At 65.7% G+C, this 20423-nt stretch carries 13 protein-coding genes; 11 read left to right on the top strand and 2 right to left on the bottom strand.

Annotated elements, in window-relative coordinates; genetic code table 11:
* The first annotated feature begins 275 nt into the window (after positions 1 to 275).
* The gene (locus tag NFG58_RS03490; protein ID WP_222515632.1) at positions 276 to 4220 is read left to right on the top strand and encodes a NahK/ErcS family hybrid sensor histidine kinase/response regulator; all 3945 of its coding nucleotides are present in this window, start codon (positions 276 to 278) and stop codon (positions 4218 to 4220) included.
* A gap of 90 nt (positions 4221 to 4310) precedes the next feature.
* Here NFG58_RS03490 and NFG58_RS03485 read toward each other — a convergent pair whose 3' ends face one another.
* On the bottom strand, positions 4311 to 5834 hold the full coding sequence (locus NFG58_RS03485) for a protein adenylyltransferase SelO (protein WP_348827613.1): 1524 nt from the start codon (positions 5832 to 5834) through the stop codon (positions 4311 to 4313).
* Between the two features lie 112 nt (positions 5835 to 5946).
* Positions 5947 to 6645, bottom strand: coding sequence for a GntR family transcriptional regulator (locus NFG58_RS03480; protein WP_045992163.1), 699 nt, complete (start codon positions 6643 to 6645; stop codon positions 5947 to 5949).
* Positions 6646 to 6936: 291 nt separating this feature from the next.
* On the opposite strand from NFG58_RS03480, the gene dctP reads away from it, so the two are divergent.
* The 10 genes from dctP (at position 6937) to NFG58_RS03430 (ending at position 20415) form a co-directional block, all read left to right on the top strand.
* Positions 6937 to 7932 carry a TRAP transporter substrate-binding protein DctP gene (gene dctP / locus NFG58_RS03475; protein WP_108131311.1) on the top strand — a complete coding sequence of 332 codons (996 nt, stop codon included), beginning with the start codon at positions 6937 to 6939 and terminating at the stop codon, positions 7930 to 7932.
* Between the two features lie 67 nt (positions 7933 to 7999).
* Complete coding sequence (locus NFG58_RS03470) at positions 8000 to 8557, top strand: TRAP transporter small permease (protein ID WP_348827612.1); 558 nt, start codon at positions 8000 to 8002, stop codon at positions 8555 to 8557.
* Positions 8557 to 9906 (top strand): TRAP transporter large permease, encoded by a 1350-nt coding sequence (locus NFG58_RS03465; protein ID WP_348827611.1) that lies wholly within the window; start codon positions 8557 to 8559, stop codon positions 9904 to 9906. Before NFG58_RS03470 ends, NFG58_RS03465 begins: the two co-directional genes overlap by 1 nt.
* 76 nt (positions 9907 to 9982) lie before the next feature.
* Positions 9983 to 11338, top strand: coding sequence for a malonyl-CoA decarboxylase (locus tag NFG58_RS03460; RefSeq protein WP_108131309.1), 1356 nt, complete (start codon positions 9983 to 9985; stop codon positions 11336 to 11338).
* Complete coding sequence (locus tag NFG58_RS03455) at positions 11335 to 12858, top strand: malonyl-CoA synthase (RefSeq protein ID WP_348827610.1); 1524 nt, start codon at positions 11335 to 11337, stop codon at positions 12856 to 12858. Before NFG58_RS03460 ends, NFG58_RS03455 begins: the two co-directional genes overlap by 4 nt.
* A gap of 189 nt (positions 12859 to 13047) precedes the next feature.
* On the top strand, positions 13048 to 14073 hold the full coding sequence (locus NFG58_RS03450) for an AraC family transcriptional regulator (RefSeq protein WP_045992169.1): 1026 nt from the start codon (positions 13048 to 13050) through the stop codon (positions 14071 to 14073).
* 81 nt (positions 14074 to 14154) lie between these two features.
* Positions 14155 to 15969: a GMC family oxidoreductase gene (locus tag NFG58_RS03445; protein ID WP_348827609.1), complete on the top strand. Its 1815-nt coding sequence runs from the start codon at positions 14155 to 14157 to the stop codon at positions 15967 to 15969.
* The gene (locus NFG58_RS03440) at positions 15966 to 17405 is read left to right on the top strand and encodes a coniferyl aldehyde dehydrogenase (protein ID WP_108131306.1); all 1440 of its coding nucleotides are present in this window, start codon (positions 15966 to 15968) and stop codon (positions 17403 to 17405) included. Before NFG58_RS03445 ends, NFG58_RS03440 begins: the two co-directional genes overlap by 4 nt.
* Positions 17406 to 17479: 74 nt before the next feature.
* Complete coding sequence (locus NFG58_RS03435) at positions 17480 to 19444, top strand: acyl-CoA synthetase (RefSeq protein ID WP_108131305.1); 1965 nt, start codon at positions 17480 to 17482, stop codon at positions 19442 to 19444.
* Positions 19445 to 19539: 95 nt separating this feature from the next.
* Complete coding sequence (locus NFG58_RS03430) at positions 19540 to 20415, top strand: SDR family oxidoreductase (protein ID WP_108131304.1); 876 nt, start codon at positions 19540 to 19542, stop codon at positions 20413 to 20415.
* Positions 20416 to 20423: the final 8 nt, after the last annotated feature.

The following is a 20423-nucleotide window of genomic DNA, read 5'->3' as shown; positions in this document are numbered from 1 at the left end:
GCATAAATGCACCGCACCAAGAAAACCATTACATTAAATATTTCAGCAACTTACAAACATTCCTGGAATATTAGCCGATGGTCTATCACTACAAAGGTGCAATCCACCTTAGTCGCGATTCAAGGCCTTGAGACCAGGCAATGCCTTTCCCTTGATGGCGCAAAATTCCGTCAATGCTTCGCGCTTCAGGCGCCCGAATCGAGTCAACCACCCTGCGCCCCTGCCGAGCAGGCCGCCAATGCCCTAGAATGGCCGCTGACGTCGAGGAGGTGCCCATGTTTGCCGGTTGGCTATTGATCGCTGTTTCACTGCTCTACATCGCCGTGCTGTTCGCCATCGCCTGGCGCGGCGATCGTCGTGCACGCCACCTGGGGGCCAGCCATCGTCGCCCGCTGGTCTACAGCCTGGCGCTGGCGATCTACTGCACCTCCTGGACCTTCCACGGCGCCGTGGGCCAGGCGGCGACCTCCGGCTGGTCGTTCGCCAGCATCTTCGTCGGTCCGGTGCTGACGCTTCTATTGTTCTGGCCGGTACTGGCCAAGATGGTGCGGGTCGCCAAGCATCAGAACGTCACCTCGATCGCCGACTTCATCGCCTCTCGCTACGGCAAGACCCAGTCTCTGGCGGCCTTCGCCAGCCTGGTCGCGCTGATCGGCACCCTGCCCTACATCGCCCTGCAGTTGAAGGCAGTGTCCACGTCCTTTGCCGTGCTCACCGACGCCTCCGACATCACCCAGGCGCCGCTGTTCGGTGACACCGCCTTCTATGTGGCCATCGTCATGGCGATCTTCGCCATCCTGTTCGGTACCCGCCATACCGACGCCACCGAGCACCACGAGGGCCTGATCCACGCGGTGGCCTTCGAGTCGCTGGTCAAGCTGGTGGCCTTCCTGATCCTCGGCGCCTACGTCACCTGGGGCATGTTCGATGGCCTGCAGGACCTGATGACCCGGGCCGACACCCACCTGCAGCTGCAGCGGCAACTGGCCCAGCAGGACTTCGGCCAGAGCTTCTGGGCCCAGACACTGCTGGCCATGCTGGCGATCCTGTGTCTGCCGCGTCAGTTTCACGTCACCGTGGTGGAGAACACCCACCGCGACGACGCCGCCCGCGCGCGCTGGATGTTCCCGCTGTACCTGGTGCTGTTCGCCTTCTTCGTGTTGCCGCTGGCCGCCGCCGGCCTGACCATCTTCGCCGGCACCGACGTATCACCCGATACCTATGTGCTGTCGCTGCCGATGGCCGCCAACCAGAGCTGGCTGGCCCTGCTGACCTTTATCGGCGGCTTCTCCGCCGCCACCGGCATGGTCATCGTCGCCGCCGTGGCGGTCTCGATCATGATCTCCAACGAGATCGTCATCCCGGCGCTGTTCCGCATGCGCTGGTTCGACACCAAGGCCCGCGACTACGGACGCCTGGTCCTGCGGGCACGGCGCATTACCATCGCCGTGATCCTGGCCATGGCCTATGGCTTCTATCAGCTGATCGGCGAATTCACCTCGCTGGCCTCCATCGGCATGCTGTCCTTCGCCGCCGCCGCCCAGTTCGCCCCGGCGCTGATCGGTGGGCTCTACTGGAAGCGCGGCAATCGCCTGGGGGTCATCGTCGGCATGAACGCGGGCTTCGCCATCTGGGCCTACACCCTGCTGTTGCCAGCGATGATCAACGCCGGTGTATTGCCCGCCGGCTGGCTCCAGGGTGGGCCGCTGGGGATCGCCTGGCTGTCACCGACCTCGCTGTTCGGCCTGCACGTGGGTGACAGCTTTACCCACGGTGTGATGCTGTCGCTGGGGGTCAACCTGGTGGCCTACATCTTTGTCTCCCAGGTAACCCCTCAGCGGGTGGTGGAACGGATTCAGGCGTCGCTGTTCGTCGACAGCGTCGAGACCCGCCAGACCTCGGTCAATCGCCCCTGGACCGGGGCTACCACGGTTGGCGACCTGAAGGTGCTGTGCCAGCGCTTTCTCAGCGCCGGCCAGGTCGACCGCGCCTTCTCGGACTACGCCCGGCGCAATGGCAAGGCGCTGGAAGACAGTGCCCGAGCGTCCATCGACGTGATCCAGTTCACCGAGCGCTTTCTGGCCTCGGTGCTGGGCGCCTCATCGGCGCGCATCGTCGTCAACTCCGCCCTGCAGGGGCGTGGCATCGGTATCTCCGACGTCATCTCCATCGTCGATGAGGCCTCCCAGGTGCTGGAGTTCAATCGCGCCCTGCTCCAGGCCACCATCGAGAACATCAACCAGGGCATCAGCGTGGTGGATCAGAACCTGCGCCTGGTGGTGTGGAACCAGCGCTATCTGGAGCTGTTCCGCTTCCCTGACCACCTGATCCGTGTCGGCGCCCCGATCGACCGCATCTTCCGCTACAACGCCCATAACGGCGAGTACGGCCCCGGCGACCCGGAAGAGCACGTGGAATTGCTGCTCGACAATATTCGTGAGGGCCAGCCCCACCGCTACGTGCGATATCGCCAGGACGGCAGCGTGCTGGAGGTCCAGGGCAACCCCATGCCCGGTGGCGGCTTCGTCTACACCTATCAGGACATCACCCAGCAGAAACGCACCGAAGAAGCGCTGATCCGCTCGGAAAACAATATCCGCATCTATACCGACAACGTGCCGGCGTTGATCGCCTACTTCGACCGAGAGTGTCGCTACCTCTTTACCAACCGTGCCTACGAGCAGGCCTTCAACATCAACCGCAACGAGGTCATCGGCAAGAAGGTGACCCAGGTGATTCCGGAGACCATGGCCGAGGAGCGCATTCCCTGGATTCAGCGCACCCTGAGTGGCGAAAGGGTCAGCTTCGAGGTCTCGCTCGAGATCACCAACGAAGGCCTGCGCTACATGCTGGTGACCTATACTCCGCACTTCGGCGACAGCGGCGCGATCCTCGGCTTCTTCGCGCTCTACCAGGACATCACCGAACGCCGGCGGGCCGAGATCGCCCTCAAGGAAACCAACGAGACCCTGGAGGAGCGGGTACGCTCGCGCACCCTGGCCCTGTCCGAAGCCAACGCCGCGCTGCGCCAGGAGAACCGAGTGCGCGCCGAAGCCGAGCAGGCCCTGCGCCAGGCCAAGCAGGTGGCCGAGGACGCCAACGCCTCCAAGACGCGCTTCCTGGCCGCAGCCAGCCATGACCTGCTGCAGCCGCTCAACGCGGCGCGGCTGTTTACCTCGGCGCTGTCCCAGGACATGGGCGCCGAGGACATGAAGCGCACCATCGGCCATATCGACAGCTCACTGCAGTCCGCCGAAGAGCTCCTCGGCACCCTGCTGGACATCTCCAAGCTGGACGCCGGCGCGCTGACTCCCAGACGCAGCCATTTTGCGCTGACCGACATCCTGCGCCCGCTGCAGGCCCAGTTTGCGGTGATGGCCGAAGACCGCGGCCTGGATCTCAAGGTGGTGGGGTCGGCCCTGTGGGTGGACAGCGACAGCCAGATGCTGCGCCGGATCATCCAGAACTTCCTGTCCAACGCCATCCGTTACACCCAGGAGGGCCGGGTGCTGCTGGGCATTCGCCGGCGCGGTGAGCGCCTGCTGATCGAGGTATGGGACAGCGGCCCCGGCATCCCCGAGGCCAAGCAGGCCGAGATCTTTCAGGAGTTTCGTCGCCTGGATCAGGCCTCGCGCCACAAGGAAAGCGAGAAGGGACTGGGCCTCGGCCTGTCCATCGCCGACCGCATGAGCCGGGTGCTCGACCACCCCATCCGGGTGCGCTCCTGGGTCGGCGTGGGCACGGTATTCTCGGTCAGCGTACCCAGGGTCGAGGCAAAGGCCCCGGCCGAGGACACGGACTCCCGGCCTGCGCGCAAGGTCGCCAGCAAGCTCGACGGCAAGCGCATCCTGTGTATCGACAACGAGTCGCTGATCCTCGAGGGCATGAAGGCGATGCTGTCGGGCTGGGGCTGCGAGGTGTTCACCGCCACCTCCATCGGTGGCGCCAAGTCGGTGCTGCGCCATCTGGACGACGACCCCGACGCCATCCTCGCCGACTATCACCTGGACAACGAGGTCACCGGCCTGATGGCGCTGGACGCCCTGGGCGAGCGCCTGACCGGCGCGGTGCCCGGTATCGTGATCACCGCCGACCGCACCGAGGAGGTGGCCGAAGAGGTCCGCCGCGGCGGCTACCAGCTGCTGCTCAAGCCGGTGCGCCCGGCCGCCCTGCGGGCACTGCTGACGCGCACCCTGCAGGCCAGCCAGGCACCGCAGTAGCCGGCGCGAGCCGTGCTGGCGAAAGTTCTGTCGGCGTAAGCCCTGCTGGCAAGCAGCCCACCGGCGGCGGCGACGTGCCGGTGGGGTCCCTCAGGTACCGCAGAAGGTTCTGAGCACTCGCTCGTCGCGCCCGGGTGGGGCCAGCAGGCTGGTATCGTCCGGGGTCTGGTAGGGCCGGGTCACGGCGGCGAGCAGCGTCTCGAATACGCTCAGGTCGTCGTCATCGATGGCGGCGCGAATGGCCTTCTCGACCAGATGATTGCGCGGTATCACCTGGGGGTTGGCCGCCGCCAGGCGCGCGCCGACGACCTCGTCGGCGACGCCTTCACGGGCCAGACGCTCGCGCCAGCGCGGCAGCCAGGCCTCGAGCCTGCCACTGCGCTCGAAGCCCTCGGCAAGCGCTGCCTCATCGCCGGCCAGCGCCAGGGGCAGATGGGCAAAGCTCAGGGTGAAGTCGGCGTTGCCCTCTTCCATGGCCTTGAGGAAGTCCTCGCCCAGGGCCAGGTCCTCGTCTGCCAACGGCCCCCCCTGCCCATCGGTCGAGCGGCTTTCCGGCTGGCCTTGCGAGTCATCAGCCCCGAGTCCCAGCTTGGCACGCAGCACCGCCGTCCAGGCGGCGTCATGGCACTCGGCGAAGGCCTCGATGGCCTCGGTGGCCAGCGCCACCGCTCGCTCCTGATCGTCACTGATCAGCGGCAGCAGCGTCTCGGCCAGGCGCGCCAGGTTCCACTGGGCGATGGCCGGCTGGTTGTCCCAGGCGTAGCGCCCGCGCTCATCGATGGAGCTGAACACCCTGTGCGGGTGGAAGGCGTCCATGAAGGCGCAGGGACCATAGTCGATGGTCTCCCCCGAGATCGCGCAGTTGTCGGTGTTCATTACCCCATGAATAAAGCCGAGCCCCTTCCACTGGGCGACCAGGCTGGCCTGGCGCTCGACCACCGCCTCGACCAGCGCCAGCGCGCGCTCGGCCTCGGGCAAGTCGGCCAGCTCGGGGTAGTGTCGCTCGATGCAGAAGTCCACCAGCAGCGACAGCGCCTCGCTGTCACGGCGGGCGGCAAAATACTGAAAGGTGCCGACCCGCACATGGCTCGAGGCTACCCGGGTCAGTACCGCCCCGGGCTCCACCATCTGGCGCACCACCTGCTCGCCGCTGGCCACCGCCGCCAGCGCCCGGGTGGTGGGCACCCCCAGTGCGGCCATGGCTTCTGACACCAGATACTCGCGCAGCACCGGTCCGATCGGCGCGCGACCATCACCGCCGCGGGAAAAGGGCGTGCGTCCGGCGCCCTTTAGCTGGACCTCACGCAGGCCGCCGTCTCGATGGGCTAGCTCGCCCAGCAGGATCGCCCGACCATCGCCGAGCTGTGGCACGAAGTTGCCGAACTGATGCCCTGCGTAGGCCGCGGCGATCGGCGTCGCTCCATCGGGCACGGCGTTGCCACCGAGCACCTCGGCGGCACGGGTCGCGTCGAAGGCGTCAAGGTCGAAACCCAGCGCCTCGGCCAGCGGACGATTGAAGGCCAGCAGACGCGGCGCCGCCACAGGGGTGGGCGCCATCTCGGCGCGCATACGATCGGGCAGGGACGCATAGCGCCCGGAAAAGGCAGGAAACATGGGCTGCTACCTCAAGCTGGCAAGTGGGATGCCGACTACCCTCGGCCCTGCCTGTGGTGGTCGTCAAGCGACATTGCTTGCGACACCACCATCTCGGTACGGCAGGGCCCGGCTAGTTCGAGGCAGTGGCGCGCCGCAACTCGCCCCCTCCCTCCTCCAGCTTGCGCACGCTGGAGACAAAGTCGCTGAAGCGCTCGCCCTGGATCAGCACGTGGTCACGCAGGATGCGCTCGGCGCTCTCGGCGTCACCGGCTTCGATCGCCTGGAGCACCTCACGGTGTTCATCGAGCGAGCTCTGCATGCGTGAACGCACCTGCAATTGAAGGCGTCGATAGGGCTTGAGCCGCTGCTTGAGGGTCTGAGCCTCTTCGGCCAGGAAGGCGTTGTGGCTGGCCTGATAGATGACGCTGTGGAAGGCTTCGTTCTCGTAGTAGTAGTCGTCGCTGTCGCCGGTCTCGCCGGCGCGGCGGCATCCTTCGAAGGCGTCGCGCAGGGCCTTGAGTTCATCGGCTGAGATTCTCCGCGCCGCCAGTCGACCGCACATGCCCTCGAGTTCGGCCATCACCTCGAACATCTCGATCAGTCGCTCGAGCCCTAGCCTGGCGACAAAGGTGCCCTTCTTGGGGTAGACGGTCACCAGGCCACTGGCCACCAGCTGCTGGATGGCCTCGCGCACCGGGGTACGCGATACCTGGTAGGTCCTGCACAGCTCTTCGGGGTCCAGTCGCTCACCCGGTGTGCGCCGACCATTGATGATGTCGTCCTCGAGAGAGTCCCGCAGACGCTGGGCGTTGGAGGGCTTCTTGCTCATATGGCTGTCCCCTGGCTGTCCCTTGGCTGAACTCGAATCGTTCCAGCATATCCTGTCCTGATGCGACTGACCCCTCGGCGCCCTCACTCCACCATGGTCTAAGCCCTACGAATTGACAGGAATATACATGCTAGCTATTGATGTATACATCATAGCAGATAAAAAATGTTTGACCTCTATCCCCCGCGCCGACCTCGGCGCGTTTATCCCACCACCACAACACTGATCATCACGCTCGCTACAACACCCACTACAACAATCATCACAACAACAACGCCTCGAGGAGTCACCATGAAACGCCAAGCTCTCACTCTCGCCGTCGCCGCCATCGCCACCGCCAGCGCGTCTATTGCCAGCGCCGAGACCACCCTGCGCGTGTCCCACCAGTTTCCCGGTGGCCAGGGCGACGTGCGCGACGAAATGGTCCAGTTGATGGCCAAGGAGGTCGAAGCCGCCGGCGTCGACCTGGCCCTGCAGGTCTATCCCGGCCAGTCCCTGTTCAAGGCCAAGGAGCAGTGGGGCGCGCTGGTACGCGGCCGCTTGGACATGACCTCGCTGCCGCTGGACTACGCCAGCGGTCGCCATCCCGAATTCTCGGCCACCCTGATGCCGGGTCTGGTGCGTAATCACGAGCGTGCCCAGCGCCTCAACGACTCCGAGTTCATGGACATGATCAAGCAGGTGATCGAGGACGCCGGCGCTCGCGTGCTGGCCGACGCCTGGCTGGCCGGCGGTTTTGCCTCCAACCAGCAGTGCATCACCTCGCCCGACACCGTGCAGGGCCAGACCATGCGTGCGGCTGGCCCGGCCTTCGACGAGATGCTGGCCACCGCCGGCGCCTCCATCGCCTCGATGCCCTCGTCGGAGATCTACACCGCCATGCAGACCGGCGTGCTCGACGGCGCCAACACCTCGTCGGGTTCCTTCGTCTCCTATCGCATCTACGAGCAGGTCAGCTGCCTGACGGCGCCGGGCGAGAACGCCCTGTGGTTCATGTACGAGCCGATCCTGATCTCCGAGCAGAGCTGGAACGGGCTCAACGAGGAGCAACAGCAGGCACTGATCGACGCTGGCGAGAAGGCCGAGGCGTACTTCGCCGAGCAGGCCGCCCAGCTCGACCAGACCATGGTGGAAGTGTTCGAGGAAAACGGCGTCGAAGTGGTCCAGATGTCCCAGGAAGACTACGACGCCTGGCTCGAGGTAGCGAAAGAGAGCGCCTACAAGAGCTTTGCCGAGAACGTCGACAACGGCCAGGCACTGATCGACGCCGCCCTGGCGGTGGAATAGACCGAGGTGGGCGCGGCCGCTGGCCGCGCCTCGTCGTTCGTCGCTGTCGTGTCACCTCGGAGGCTCCATGTCACACACACCGTCCCACTCTCCCCCCCACGTCTCTGCACCCGCAGCCCCCGGCTCCCGGCGACATGCCTCCGGCCCGGTGGGCGCTTTCTGTCGGCTGATGGACCGGCTATCCATCGCTATGGCAGTGGTGGCCGGCGCCGCCCTCTTTGCGGGGGTGCTGGCCGTCTGCCACATGACCTTCGTGCGCTACCTGCTCGGTGAAAGCACCACCTGGCAGACCGAATTCGCGATCTTCTCGATCACCGGCGCCATGCTGCTGGGCGCCCCCTATGTGCTGCTGACCGGCGGCCAGGTGGCGGTCACGGTGCTGCCCGATGCGCTCAAGGGCGGCATCAAGTGCGCCATGAACCTGATCGCCTCACTGTGCGGCCTGGCCTTCAGCATCGCCCTGGCCTACGGCTCCTGGCTCTACCTGCTGGAGGCCTACCACGGCGGCTGGACCACCGGCACGGTGTGGAATCCGCCACTGTGGCCAGCGCTGGTGCCGCTGGCGCTGGGCTCGACCCTGCTGGCGCTGCAGTACCTGGCGGAAATTCTGGGAGGAGCACGCTGATGGATCCGGTTACCAGTGGCATCCTTATCGTTACCGCCCTGTTCGTGCTGATGGCCATCGGCACGCCCATCGCCTTCGCCCTCGGCGGCGTGTCCCTCGCCGCCCTGGTGATGGACCGGGGCGTCAGCGAGCTGACCTACTTCGGCGAGACCTTCTTCGGCAACCTGGCGTCGTTCGGCTTCGTCGCGATTCCGATGTTCATCCTGATGGGCGCTGCCGTGGCTTCCTCCCCCACCGGCCGTGACCTCTACCGTTCGCTGGACCTGTGGCTCGGCAAGGTGCCGGGGGGACTGGCCATTTCCAATATCGGCGCCTGCTCGATCTTCGCCGCCCTGTCCGGCTCGTCGCCTGCCACCAGCGCCGCCATCGGCAAGCTGGGTATCCCCGAGATGCGCAAGCGCGGCTATCCCGACGGCGTGGCGGCTGGCTGCATCGCCGCCGGTGGCACCCTGGGCATCCTGATTCCGCCCTCGGTCACCATGATCGTCTATGGCATCTCCACCGAGACCTCGATCGGACGGCTGTTCATCGCCGGCGCCCTGCCCGGCATCATGCTGGCGCTGTTGTTCATGGCCTGGACGCTGATCGCGTGCAAGCTGGCCGGGGGCTATGACACCCCCAGCCCCGTCGCCGACGCCGCCCGCGAACTCAAGGACACCGTCGCCAAGAACGTCGAGACCAACATGAAGGCGCTGGTGCGGGTGCTGCCCTTCCTGGTGGTGGTCAGCGGCATCCTGTTCGCCCTCTACGGCGGTGTCGCCACGCCCTCGGAGGCGGCCGGCGCCGGGGCCTTCCTGTGTCTGGCCCTGGCCATCGTGGTCTATCGCATGTGGCAGGTGAAACCGCTCACCACCATCATGCGCGACGCCCTGCGCGAGAGCGTGATGATCATGCTGATCATCGCCTGCGCCGAGATCTTCGCCTACGCCCTGTCGTCGCTGTTCATCACCCAGACAGTGGCCGAGGCGATCGCGGCACTGGAGGTCAATCGCTGGGTACTGATGGGGATCATCAACGTCTTCTTGCTGGTGGCCGGTTTCTTCCTGCCGCCGGTGGCGGTGATCGTGATGACCGCGCCGATCCTGCTGCCGATCATTCTGGCGGCCAACTTCGATCCCTACTGGTTCGCGGTGATCCTGACCATCAACCTGGAGATCGGACTGATCACCCCACCGGTGGGCCTTAACCTGTTCATCATCAAGGGGATCGCGCCGGATATCGCGCTCAAGGACATCCTGCTCGGCAGCCTGCCCTACGCCCTGTGCATGGTGCTCGGCATCGTGCTGCTGTGCTTCTTCCCGGGCATCGCCACCTGGCTGCCGGACCTGATCATGGAGAGCGCCGGATGATCCCGACGCCGACGCGTGTGACCAGCGGGCCACCAGGCCCGCTCCCACCTGGCCCAGCCCCGAGGAGATGTCCCCGATGAACTTCAGCTTTCTGCAGGAACTGTTCTCCAGTATCACCCAGCGTGACGCCTTGCTCAGACGCCGGGGCGATGGCCCGCCGCTGGAACATACCCAGGTGATCGACGCCTGTCGCAAGCTTCTGGAAAGCGATGGCGAGGCCTCCAGCATCGCCCTGGCCGGCCAGGCCCTGGACGGCTACAGCTGCCTCGATGAAGACGAGAAGACTCGCTTCTTCCAGTGCCTGACCGAGCAGTTCAGTGCCGATCCCGAGGCCGTCGACGGCGCCTACGAGTGCTACCGGGACAGTCGCGGCAATGTCGACCTGCAGCGACTGTTCGAGGCCTGCGAACCGCAGCGCCAGGAGCTGTTGCGCCGGCTCAACCTGACCGCCGGCGGCACCTATGAGCTGGTGCGCATGCGCGAGGACCTACTGCCCCGGCTCAAGGCCTTCCCGGCGCTGGAGGCGCTCGATGCCGACTTCTCCCACCTGTTCGCGTCCTGGTTCAATCGTGGCTTTCTGGTGCTCAAGCGGATCGACTGGAACACCCCGGCGGCGGTACTGGAGAAGATCATCCGCTACGAGGCGGTGCACGAGATCTGCGACTGGAACGACCTGCGCAGGCGCCTCGACGCCCGCGACAGGCGCTGCTTCGCCTTCTTTCACCCGGCTATCGGCGACGAACCGCTGATCTTCGTCGAGGTGGCCCTGACCAGGGGCATGCCCGAGCGCATCCAGCCGATCCTGGACGCCAACCACGAGGCCATCGAGGCCGAAGACGCCGACAGTGCCGCCTTCTTCGGCATCAGCAACTGCCAGGTCGGCCTGCGCGGCATCTCCTTCGGCAACTTCCTGATCAAACAGGTGGTCAAGGAGCTGAAGTCGGAACTGCCGCGGCTGAAGAACTTCGTCACCCTGTCACCGGTACCCGGCTTTCGCGCCTGGCTGGACGCCGAACGTCAGGACCAACGCGGTCGCCTCGACGACGACACCCGCGCCCTGCTGGCCGAGCTCGATCAGGACGACTGGCTCGAGGACTCCGAGCGCAGCAAGGCCCTGGGTGAGGTGATCAAGCCGCTGGCCGCTCACTACCTCACCAAGGAGCGCAACGCGCGCAATCTGCCGCTGAATACCGTCGCTCGCTTCCATCTCGGCAATGGCGCCGAACTGCACCGCATCAACTGGCTCGGTGATACCTCTCGCCGGGGGCTGTCACAGTTCGGCTCACTGATGGTCAACTATCTCTACGTGCTCGACGACATCGAAGGCAACCATGAGCGCTACACCACCGAAGGCAAGGTGGCCTGCTCGTCTCAGGTCAGGGACCAGCGTCGTCGCGCCCGCAAGCACTTGAAGGGAGATCCCGTCACATGAATCACAACCTCTTTGCCACCTTTGAAAAGCGCATGACCGAGCGTGGCGACGCGCCCTTCATCACCACCCGCGAAGGCCGTGACTACCGCTACAGCGATGCGCTGGAAGCGGTGGCCAGGCTCGCCGGGGCGCTGGTCGCGCTCGGCGTGGGGCCCGGTGACCGGGTCGCCGTCCAGGTCGACAAGAGCCCCGAGGCGATCCTTCTGTACCTGGCGAGCCTCAAGGTCGGCGGGGTCTACCTGCCGCTCAATACCGGCTACACCAGCGAGGAGATTCGCTACTTCCTCGGTGACGCCGAACCCGCCCTGTTCGTCTGCCGCCCGGATTCACTCGCGGCCGCCCGCGAGGTCGCTGCCTCCTGCGGTGGCGCCCGAGTCGAATCCCTGGGCACCGCCGCCGACGGTAGCCTGATGGAGGCCGCCGAGGCGGCCACACCGGTCAACGAGATGCTCGAGCGCGGGCCGGATGACCTGGCCGCGATCCTCTACACCTCCGGCACCACCGGCCGCTCCAAGGGCGCCATGCTGAGCCATCGCAACCTTGGCTCCAACGCCGAGTCGCTGGTCGAGGCCTGGCGCTTCGACGAGCACGACCGGCTGATCCATGCCCTGCCGATCTTCCATACCCATGGACTGTTCGTGGCCTGCAACGTGATCCTGATGGCCGGCGCCAGCATGCGCTTCCTGGCGAAGTTCGACCCGGACGTGATCTTCGAGGAAATGGCCGAAGGCACCACCATGATGGGGGTGCCGACCTTCTACACCCGGCTGCTCAAGGATCCCCGCCTGACCCGCGAGGCCACCGCCCGCATGCGCCTGTTCACCTCGGGGTCGGCGCCGCTGACGGCGGAGACCCACGAGGCCTTCGAGGCCGCCACCGGCCACGCCATCCTCGAGCGCTACGGCATGACCGAAACCAACATGAACACTTCCAACCCCTACGACGGTGATCGCATCGCCGGCACCGTGGGCATGCCGCTGCCCGGCGTCGAGGTACGCATCACCGACCGTGAGGGTGGTGACCATACGCCGCTGCCCCAGGGCGAGATCGGCATGCTCGAGGTGCGTGGCCCCAATGTGTTCCAGGGCTACTGGCGGATGCCCGAGAAGACCGCCGAGGAGTTGCTGGAAGATGGCTTCTTCATCACCGGCGACCTGGCCCAGATCGATGAGCGAGGCTATGTGCAGATCGTCGGACGCGACAAGGATCTGGTGATCTCCGGCGGCTACAACGTCTACCCCAAGGAGGTCGAGGGGCATATCGACGAGATGGACGGCGTCGCCGAATCCGCGGTCATCGGCCTGCCCCACCCTGACCTGGGCGAAGGGGTGACCGCGGTGGTGGTGCCCGCCGAAGGCGCCTCGCCCCAGGAGGCCGACGTCATCGCCGCGCTGAGCGACAAGCTGGCCCGCTACAAGCAGCCCAAGCGGGTATTCTTCGTCGACAGCCTGCCGCGCAATACCATGGGCAAGGTGCAGAAGAATCAGCTGCGCGATCGCTTCAAGGACACCTATCGCTGAGTCCGGGACGCCTTTTCGGCGCAGCTCGACACTCGCTCCATCATCGGCGGCGCCCTGCGGGGCGCCGCCGGCGTATTCCAGCACCTCCCGCTTCGGCATATTAGACGCCTGGCATCTATATCTTTTGACCAAGCGCGGCCCCGCGCACAGAGCGATATACTGATCACACCCTGTCCCGGAGATACCCCCATGCAGCCCATGGTGCGTGCCGCGGCCCTGACCGGCTACCGTACCCTGCTCGACGAGCAGGGTGTCGATGCCGACCAGGCGCTGGCACGACTGTCGTTGCCGCCGGACTACCTCGACCGGCCGGACCGCCTGATTCCGGTGGCCACCAAGATCGACCTGCTCGAACTGGGTGCCCAGATGAGCGGCTGTCGCCACTTCGGCCTGCTGCTGGGGCGCTACCAGAATATCTCGATGCTGGGCATGGTGGGCCTGCTGATCCAGCAGTGCGCCACCCTGCGCGAGGCGATGGTCACCGTGGCCGAGGAAATCGGCCGCCACGTGCAAGGACTCGATGTGCGTCTCGAGGAGCGCGATGACCAGGCCTACTACCACTTCACCTATCGTGTGCCCGGGCGCAGTGCCCCATCGCGCCAGCACAACGACAATACCTTGATGGGCGCCTACAACATCCTCACCTTTCTCTACGGCGAGCCGATCAAGCTACGCGCCGTCTACCTGTGCGGCGAGGAGCCACGAGACCTCGAACCCTACACCCAGCAGCTGCACTCGGCGCTGCGCTTCAATCATCCCGAGAACACCCTGGTGTTCGACCGCAGCTGTCTCGACCACGCCATCGCCGGAGGCAGTCCGGCCCTGCGGCACCTGATCAACTCCTTGATGCACCGTCATCGCTGGGACGACATCGAAAGCAAGGTGGAGTGGATCATCACCAACCTGCTGCCGCTCGATCAGGTCAGCCTGGAGGCCGTGGCCCAGGCCCTGGACGTACCACCACGTACCCTCCAGGACCGCCTGCTCAAGCGCGGCCTGAGCTTCCAGCAGTTGCTCGATCGCGTGCGCATGCGCAGCGCTCGGGTCTACATGCTCGACACCCAACTGAGCCTGACCGAGATCGCCGACCTGCTTGGCTACAGCCAATTGAGCGCCCTGACCCGCAGCTTCAAGCGAATCATGGGCGAGAGTCCCGCCCAATGGCGACGAAAGCATAAGACCGAAACGCTCGATATTGCGCGATCTGTCAAATAGCGCGCGCCTTCGGTCAATCCGCCCGGCCCTGCCTTCACTATGCTCGGTGTAGACAACAACGACAGCGTGAGGGGCCAGTCCATGACGTCCAGCCAAGACGACCGTTTCGACTATGACCAGATCATCATCGGCACCGGCTTCGGCGGCTCGGTGAGCGCGCTGAGGCTCTCGGAAAAGGGCCATCGCGTGCTGTTGCTGGAGAAGGGCCGGCGCTGGAAGGACGAGGAATTTTCGGACAACTCCTGGAACCTGAAAAAATTCCTGTGGGCCCCCAGGCTCGGTCTGACCGGCAATCTGCAGATCAGCCTGACCCGCAAGATCACCGCCCTGCACGGCGTCGGCGTCGGCGGCGGCTCGCTGGTCTACGCCAATGTGCACCTGATTCCAAAGGACGAGGTCTTTGCCGCCGAGTCCTGGACCCGGGTTCATGGCGACTGGAAGCAACGCCTGGCGCCCTTCTACGGCCTGGCCCAGCGCATGCTCGGCGTCACCAAGAGCCACTACGAGAACGCCGCCGACGAAGCGCTGAAGGAAACCGCAAGGCGCATGGGCCGCGAACACACCTACCAGACGGTCAATACCGGGGTGCTTTTTCCCGAGGACCCCGACGACGCCAGCGGCGCCGAGCGCGGCGACCCCTACTTCGACGGCGACGGCCCCGAGCGCAACAGCTGTCAATACTGTGGCGGCTGCACCATGGGCTGTCGCCACAACGCCAAGAATACTCTGGTCAAGAACTACCTATGGTTTGCCGAACGCAACGGCGTGGAAATACGCGCCGAGAGTGAGGTCACGCGCATCGAGGCGCTGCCCGATGCCAAGGGTCAGCGCGACGGCAGCGCCGGCTACGAGATCACGGTGCAGTCCTCCACCGCCTGGTTCGCCAAGAAGCCCTACCGGCTGCGCTGCCGGGGCCTGGTGCTGTCCGCCGGCGTATTCGGCACCATCCCGCTGCTGCTCAAGGCCAGGGACCAGGACCAGACCCTGCCCCGGCTGTCATCGCGCCTGGGGCGAGAGGTCCGCACCAACTCCGAGACGCTGATCGTCAACACCGCCAGGTTCGCCGACGCCAGCGGCCAGCCCCAGGAAATCTGCCACGGCCCGACCATCACCTCGATGTTCGATCCCGACGACGAGACCCGCATCGAGATCAACCGCTTCCCCCGCTACGGCGACGCCACCTTCGCGCTGCAGAGCGCCGTGCCGCTGACCGATACCCATGGTCAGGTGCCGCGCTCTGTCAGCATGCTGATCAATATCCTGCGCCAGCCGCTGACCACGTTGCGAATGCTCAACCCGGTGGGCAAGTCGAAACACTCGATCATCTTTCTGGTGATGCAGACCAGGGACACCTACGTCCACCTGAAGAGCCAGCGCCCCTGGTACACCATGTTCAAGCCCGGCTGGTCGGTATACCAGGACAAGGATGACCGGGCGCTGTCGAACTACTTCCCCATCGCCCACGAGGCGGCGCGTCACTTCGTCGAGGCCGCCGGTGGCGGCGAGGCCGGCAACGTGGCCACCGAAGTGCTCTCCGGCGCCCCCAGCACCGCCCACCTGATGGGCGGCGTCGCCATCGGCACCAGCGCCGAGGATGGCGTCGTCGATGATCGCGGTCGCGCCTTCGGCTACCACAATCTGAGGGTCATCGATGGCTCGCTGATTCCCGGCAACCTGGGGGTGAACCCTTCGCTGACCATCCTCGCCCTGGCGGAGTACGCCTGGGCAGAGGAGCCTGTGTTCGATGAAGGACGGGCCGCCGAGGTGTCGCGCGTCCACTTTTCCAAGCCCCTGCCGGGCTCCTGCTCGGCGCTGGACGGCCACGGCGACCTGCATGGCCTGATTGCCAGCGACGCCGCCACAACGACCACCGCGACCTCTGGAGTCGACGCATGAATGCCCCCCTGATGTCACCCGATCCCCGCACCCTCGATCAGCTTGAGCAGTCCTTCCACCAGCAGCGAAGCGCCTATCTGGCGGCGCCGGTGCCAAGCTACCGGGAGCGCATCGGCCACCTCAAGGCCCTGGCCAACATGCTCAAGGACCACCAGGAGGCGTTCGTCCAGGCGATCAGCGACGACTTCGGCAATCGCTCCCGCGAGGAGACCCTGTTCTGCGAGTTCGTGGTGGTGCTCGGCGATATCAAGGACGCCATCAAGCACCTGAAGTCGTGGATGAAGCCCCAGCGCCGGCGGGTCGACCACAGCCTCTACTTCGGTGCACGCAACAGCGTTATCCCGCAACCGCTGGGCGTCGTCGGTGTACTGGTGCCCTGGAACTTTCCGCTGAACCTGAGCCTCGCCCCCTTGATCGGCATCTTCGCCGCCGGCAACCGGGCGCTGGTCAAGATGTCGGATCGTTCTCCCCGACTGGCCCAACTGCTGATCGACCTCAGCCCCGACTACTTCCCCGAGGAAAAGCTCAAGTTCTTCGCCGACGACGGCGAGCTGGGGCCTCACTTCACCCGCCTGCCCTTCGACCATCTGGTGTTCACCGGGTCCACCGCCACCGGGCGCAAGGTCATGGCCAACGCCGCCGACAACCTGACCCCGGTCACCCTGGAACTGGGCGGCAAGGCGCCGGCAATCATCGCCCCGGACTTCTCCCTGGCCGAGGCCGCTCGGCGAATCCTGTTCGTCAAGCTGCTCAACGCCGGCCAGATCTGTACCACGGTGGACTACCTGTTTCTCCCGGAAGGTAGCGTGGATGCCCTGGTCGACGCCGCCAAGGGCATCGTCGGACACCGCTATCCGGATCTCGCCAGTCCCGACTACACCTCGATCATCGACGACGCCTCCTTCGCCCGGCTCGAGGCGACCCTGGAGGACGCCAGGGCCAAGGGCGCGCGGGTGATTCCCCTGTCGCAACAGCAAAGCAACCCTGAGACACGCAAGTTCGCCCCGCACCTGGTGCTGGACGTGACCGATGACATGGAGATCATGCAGCGCGAAATCTTCGGTCCGCTGCTACCAGTCAAGACCTACCGCCAGCCGGAAGAAGTCATCGACTACATCAACGCACGTCCTCGTCCGCTGGCGCTGTATCCGTTCTCCCAGGACAGGGCGCTGGTGGACCTTTACATCGAGCGTATCCAGTCGGGCGGCGTCTCGGTCAACCATGCCCTTCTGCACGTGGGCCAGCATGACCTGCCGTTCGGTGGCGTGGGTGATAGCGGCATGGGTCACTACCACGGCCGCGACGGCTTCATCACCTTCTCCAAGATGCGCCCGGTCTACCGTCAGGGCCCTGTCGACAGCATGAAACTGTTGATACCGCCCTACACCAGCACCACCCACAAGGTCCTCAAGCTGATGCAGTGGCTGGTCCGCTAGCACGTTCAACAACAACACTTACGATTGCTGCTGTCGCGCCTGGTCCTGACGCCGCGACGCCTCGAGAAACCAAGATGACCATCGACACCGCTTCCGCCGCAGCCTCGTCCCTGCCCTCCTATCTCGAGCGAATTAGTCGTTTTCCGGCGATTCGCGATCGCGCCGACATCGAGGTCATCGAGGCGACCCCGTGGGCCTCGCTGGAGCTGCCCGACAGCACCCTCGAGCTGATTCAGATCAGCGCCAGGCGCCGACCCGACGCCACCGCGCTGCGCTTCGTGATGGACGCCACGGCCCAGCAGCAGGGGCAGCGCTACACCTACGCCGAGTTTCTTGCCCGTGTGGTGCAGGCTGCGAACGCCTTTCACCGCCTCGGCGTGGACGCTGACGACGTGGTGTCCTTTCTGCTGCCGAGCCTGCCCCAGACCCACTTCACCCTGTGGGGCGGCGAGGCGGCCGGCGTGGTCAACCCGATCAACCCGATGCTGGAGCCCGAGCATATCGCCGGCATCATGAACGCCGCCGGCACCCGAGTGCTGGTGGCGCTGGCGCCCTTTCCGGGCAGCGACATCTGGGACAAGGTGGAAGCCATCAAGGACCGGGTACCGAGCCTCGAAAAGGTGCTGTACGTCGATGCCGCGCGCTTTCTCGGCGATGACGAAGCCCGCGCTCTGCGCGAACGTCTGCCGCTGCCCGACGCCGCCGACTGGTGCGAGGACTTCGACCGTTGCCTCGATCGGGCCCCCGCCGATCGGCTCATCAATGAACGTAGGATTCGCCCCGAGGAGCGCGCCTCGCTGTTCCACACCGGCGGTACCACTGGGTTGCCCAAGCTGGCACCCCATAGCCACGCCAACGAGGTGGCCAACGCGGCGATGATGCAGATGCTGTTTCGCCACCGAGAGGACGCGGTGATCCTCTGTGGCCTGCCGCTGTTTCACGTCAACGCCGTACTGATTACCGGCCTGGTGCCGCTGATGATCGGCGCGGAGATCCTGCTGGCCACCCCGGGCGGCTTTCGCAGCCCCGGCCTGGTCGACAACTTCTGGTCGCTGATGGAGCGCCACCGGGTCAGCTTCTTCAGTGCGGTGCCGGCGATCTTCTCTCGCCTGCTCGAGGTGCCCTTCGGCGACGCCGAGGTATCGAGCCTCGAAAGTGCATTGAGTGGCGGCGCGCCCTTGCCCCGGGCGGTCCACGGCCACTTCGAGGAGCTGACCGGCATCTCGCTGATCGAGGGCTTCGGCATGACCGAGGGCACCTGCGGCAGCATGGCCAACCCGCTCGCAGGCGAGCGTCGCACCGGATCGGTGGGCCTGGCGCTGCCCTATACCGGTGCCCGGGTGGTCGCCCTCGACGACCAGGACCGCTACCTGCGCGACTGTGAGGTCAACGAGATCGGGACGCTGTTGATCCGCGGCCCCAACGTCTTCGACGGTTACTCCAGGCCCGAACAGAACCGCGACATCTGGGTCGAGGATGGCTGGTTCAACACCGGCGACCTGGCCCGCCAGGATGCCGACGGCTATTTGTGGATCACCGGGCGCGCCAAGGATCTGATCATCCGCGGGGGGCACAACATCGATCCGCAGATGATCGAAGACGCGCTCTACCGCCACCCTGCGGTGCAGATGGCCGCTGCCGTGGGCAAGCCCTGCGACCGAGTCGGCGAACTGCCGGTGGCCTACGTCAGCCTGCAGCCCAATCGCCAGGTCAACGAGGACGACCTGCTCAGCCACTGTCAGGCCCACCTGGCCGAGAAGGCCGCCATCCCCAAGAACATCTGGATCCTCGACAGCATTCCACTGACGGCGGTGGGCAAGGTGTTCAAGCCGGCCCTGCGACAGGACGCGGTCACCCGGGTCTATGGCGAGATCGCCGAAGCCGAACTGGGGCCCGGGGTGGCACGCATCACGGCATGCCAGGATGCGACCCTCGGCCTGGTGGCGGAGATCAGGGTGCCGGGTGATGTCGATCTCTCCTCTCTCAAGGCCCGCCTCGAGGCCTTTCCGATCCCCTGTCGCTGGCGACAGGCATCCTGATCACCGAGAGCGTTTGGCACACCGTCGACCACCACCATCCACAAGAGGCCACGCTTGTCAGACTGCCATGACAGGCTGGCGGCTGGAGAGCCACCATGTTCGAACATCGTCACTTCGTCATCACCGGAGGTTCCTCGGGTCTGGGCCTGGCGCTGGCACAGCGGCTGATACGCGAGGGCGCGCGGGTCACCCTGGTGGCCCGCAACGAACAGCGCCTGCTTGCCGCGCTCGAGACGCTGCGAGGCGAGTCGCCGGCGGCGGTGGTCGACTGTCGGGTGGCGGACGTCACCGATGAAACCGCGATGCAGGAGGCCATGGCCGCCATCGCCGCCGAAAGCGGCGCCATCGACGGTCTGATCAACTGCGCCGGGGTAATGCGCGAGGGTTACTTCGAGACACTGACCCAGCGGGACTTTCGCGAGGTCATGGAGGTCAACTACTTCGGCCCGCTCAACGCCACTCGGGCGGCGCTGCCGTTTCTGGCGGCCCAGGGCGGGCGCCAGCACGGACACAAGGGCAATGCCCCCGCGGCCTGGCTGATCAATATTGCCTCGGTGGCGGGCTTGACCGGGGTCTTCGGCTACACCCCCTACTGCGCCAGCAAGCACGCCCTGGTGGGGCTGACCGAGTCGCTCTACTACGAGCTCGCGCCCCAGGGCATCCGTGTACAGCTGGTGTGCCCCGGCGAGTTCGACTCGCCCATGGTCGACACCCTGGAACAGGGCCGGACGCCGGAAAATCGCGCCCAGACCCTGTCCATCCCCAAGGCCAGCCTGGACGCCATCGCCGACGATACCCTCACGGGACTGCACAAGGGTGACTACCTGATCGTGCCGACCCGCCAGGCACGCCTGGCCACCCTTGGCATGCGCCTGGTGCCGGGTCTGTCACGCAAGCTGATGACGCGGACCCTGGCGCGGGTCTATCGAGGCCCCACCCGCGAGCCGCTGGAGCCGGGCGAGCAGACCTGAGCCAGGCC

It is taken from the genome of Halomonas sp. RT37, from assembly GCF_040070525.1.
GTDB lineage: Bacteria > Pseudomonadota > Gammaproteobacteria > Pseudomonadales > Halomonadaceae > Halomonas > Halomonas litopenaei.
The sequence above is the reverse complement of the archived record's forward strand: the minus strand, read 5'-3'. Positions and strand labels throughout refer to the sequence as shown.

Excerpts from the sequence above, each read along its gene's own strand:
- NFG58_RS03490 (WP_222515632.1), top strand. The coding sequence starts at position 276 with ATGTTTGCCGGTTGGCTATTGATCGCTGTTTCACTGCTCTACATCGCC.
- NFG58_RS03485 (WP_348827613.1), bottom strand. The coding sequence starts at position 5,834 with ATGTTTCCTGCCTTTTCCGGGCGCTATGCGTCCCTGCCCGATCGTATG.
- NFG58_RS03480 (WP_045992163.1), bottom strand. The coding sequence starts at position 6,645 with ATGAGCAAGAAGCCCTCCAACGCCCAGCGTCTGCGGGACTCTCTCGAG.
- dctP (WP_108131311.1), top strand. The coding sequence starts at position 6,937 with ATGAAACGCCAAGCTCTCACTCTCGCCGTCGCCGCCATCGCCACCGCC.
- NFG58_RS03470 (WP_348827612.1), top strand. The coding sequence starts at position 8,000 with ATGTCACACACACCGTCCCACTCTCCCCCCCACGTCTCTGCACCCGCA.
- NFG58_RS03465 (WP_348827611.1), top strand. The coding sequence starts at position 8,557 with ATGGATCCGGTTACCAGTGGCATCCTTATCGTTACCGCCCTGTTCGTG.
- NFG58_RS03460 (WP_108131309.1), top strand. The coding sequence starts at position 9,983 with ATGAACTTCAGCTTTCTGCAGGAACTGTTCTCCAGTATCACCCAGCGT.
- NFG58_RS03455 (WP_348827610.1), top strand. The coding sequence starts at position 11,335 with ATGAATCACAACCTCTTTGCCACCTTTGAAAAGCGCATGACCGAGCGT.
- NFG58_RS03450 (WP_045992169.1), top strand. The coding sequence starts at position 13,048 with ATGCAGCCCATGGTGCGTGCCGCGGCCCTGACCGGCTACCGTACCCTG.
- NFG58_RS03445 (WP_348827609.1), top strand. The coding sequence starts at position 14,155 with ATGACGTCCAGCCAAGACGACCGTTTCGACTATGACCAGATCATCATC.
- NFG58_RS03440 (WP_108131306.1), top strand. The coding sequence starts at position 15,966 with ATGAATGCCCCCCTGATGTCACCCGATCCCCGCACCCTCGATCAGCTT.
- NFG58_RS03435 (WP_108131305.1), top strand. The coding sequence starts at position 17,480 with ATGACCATCGACACCGCTTCCGCCGCAGCCTCGTCCCTGCCCTCCTAT.
- NFG58_RS03430 (WP_108131304.1), top strand. The coding sequence starts at position 19,540 with ATGTTCGAACATCGTCACTTCGTCATCACCGGAGGTTCCTCGGGTCTG.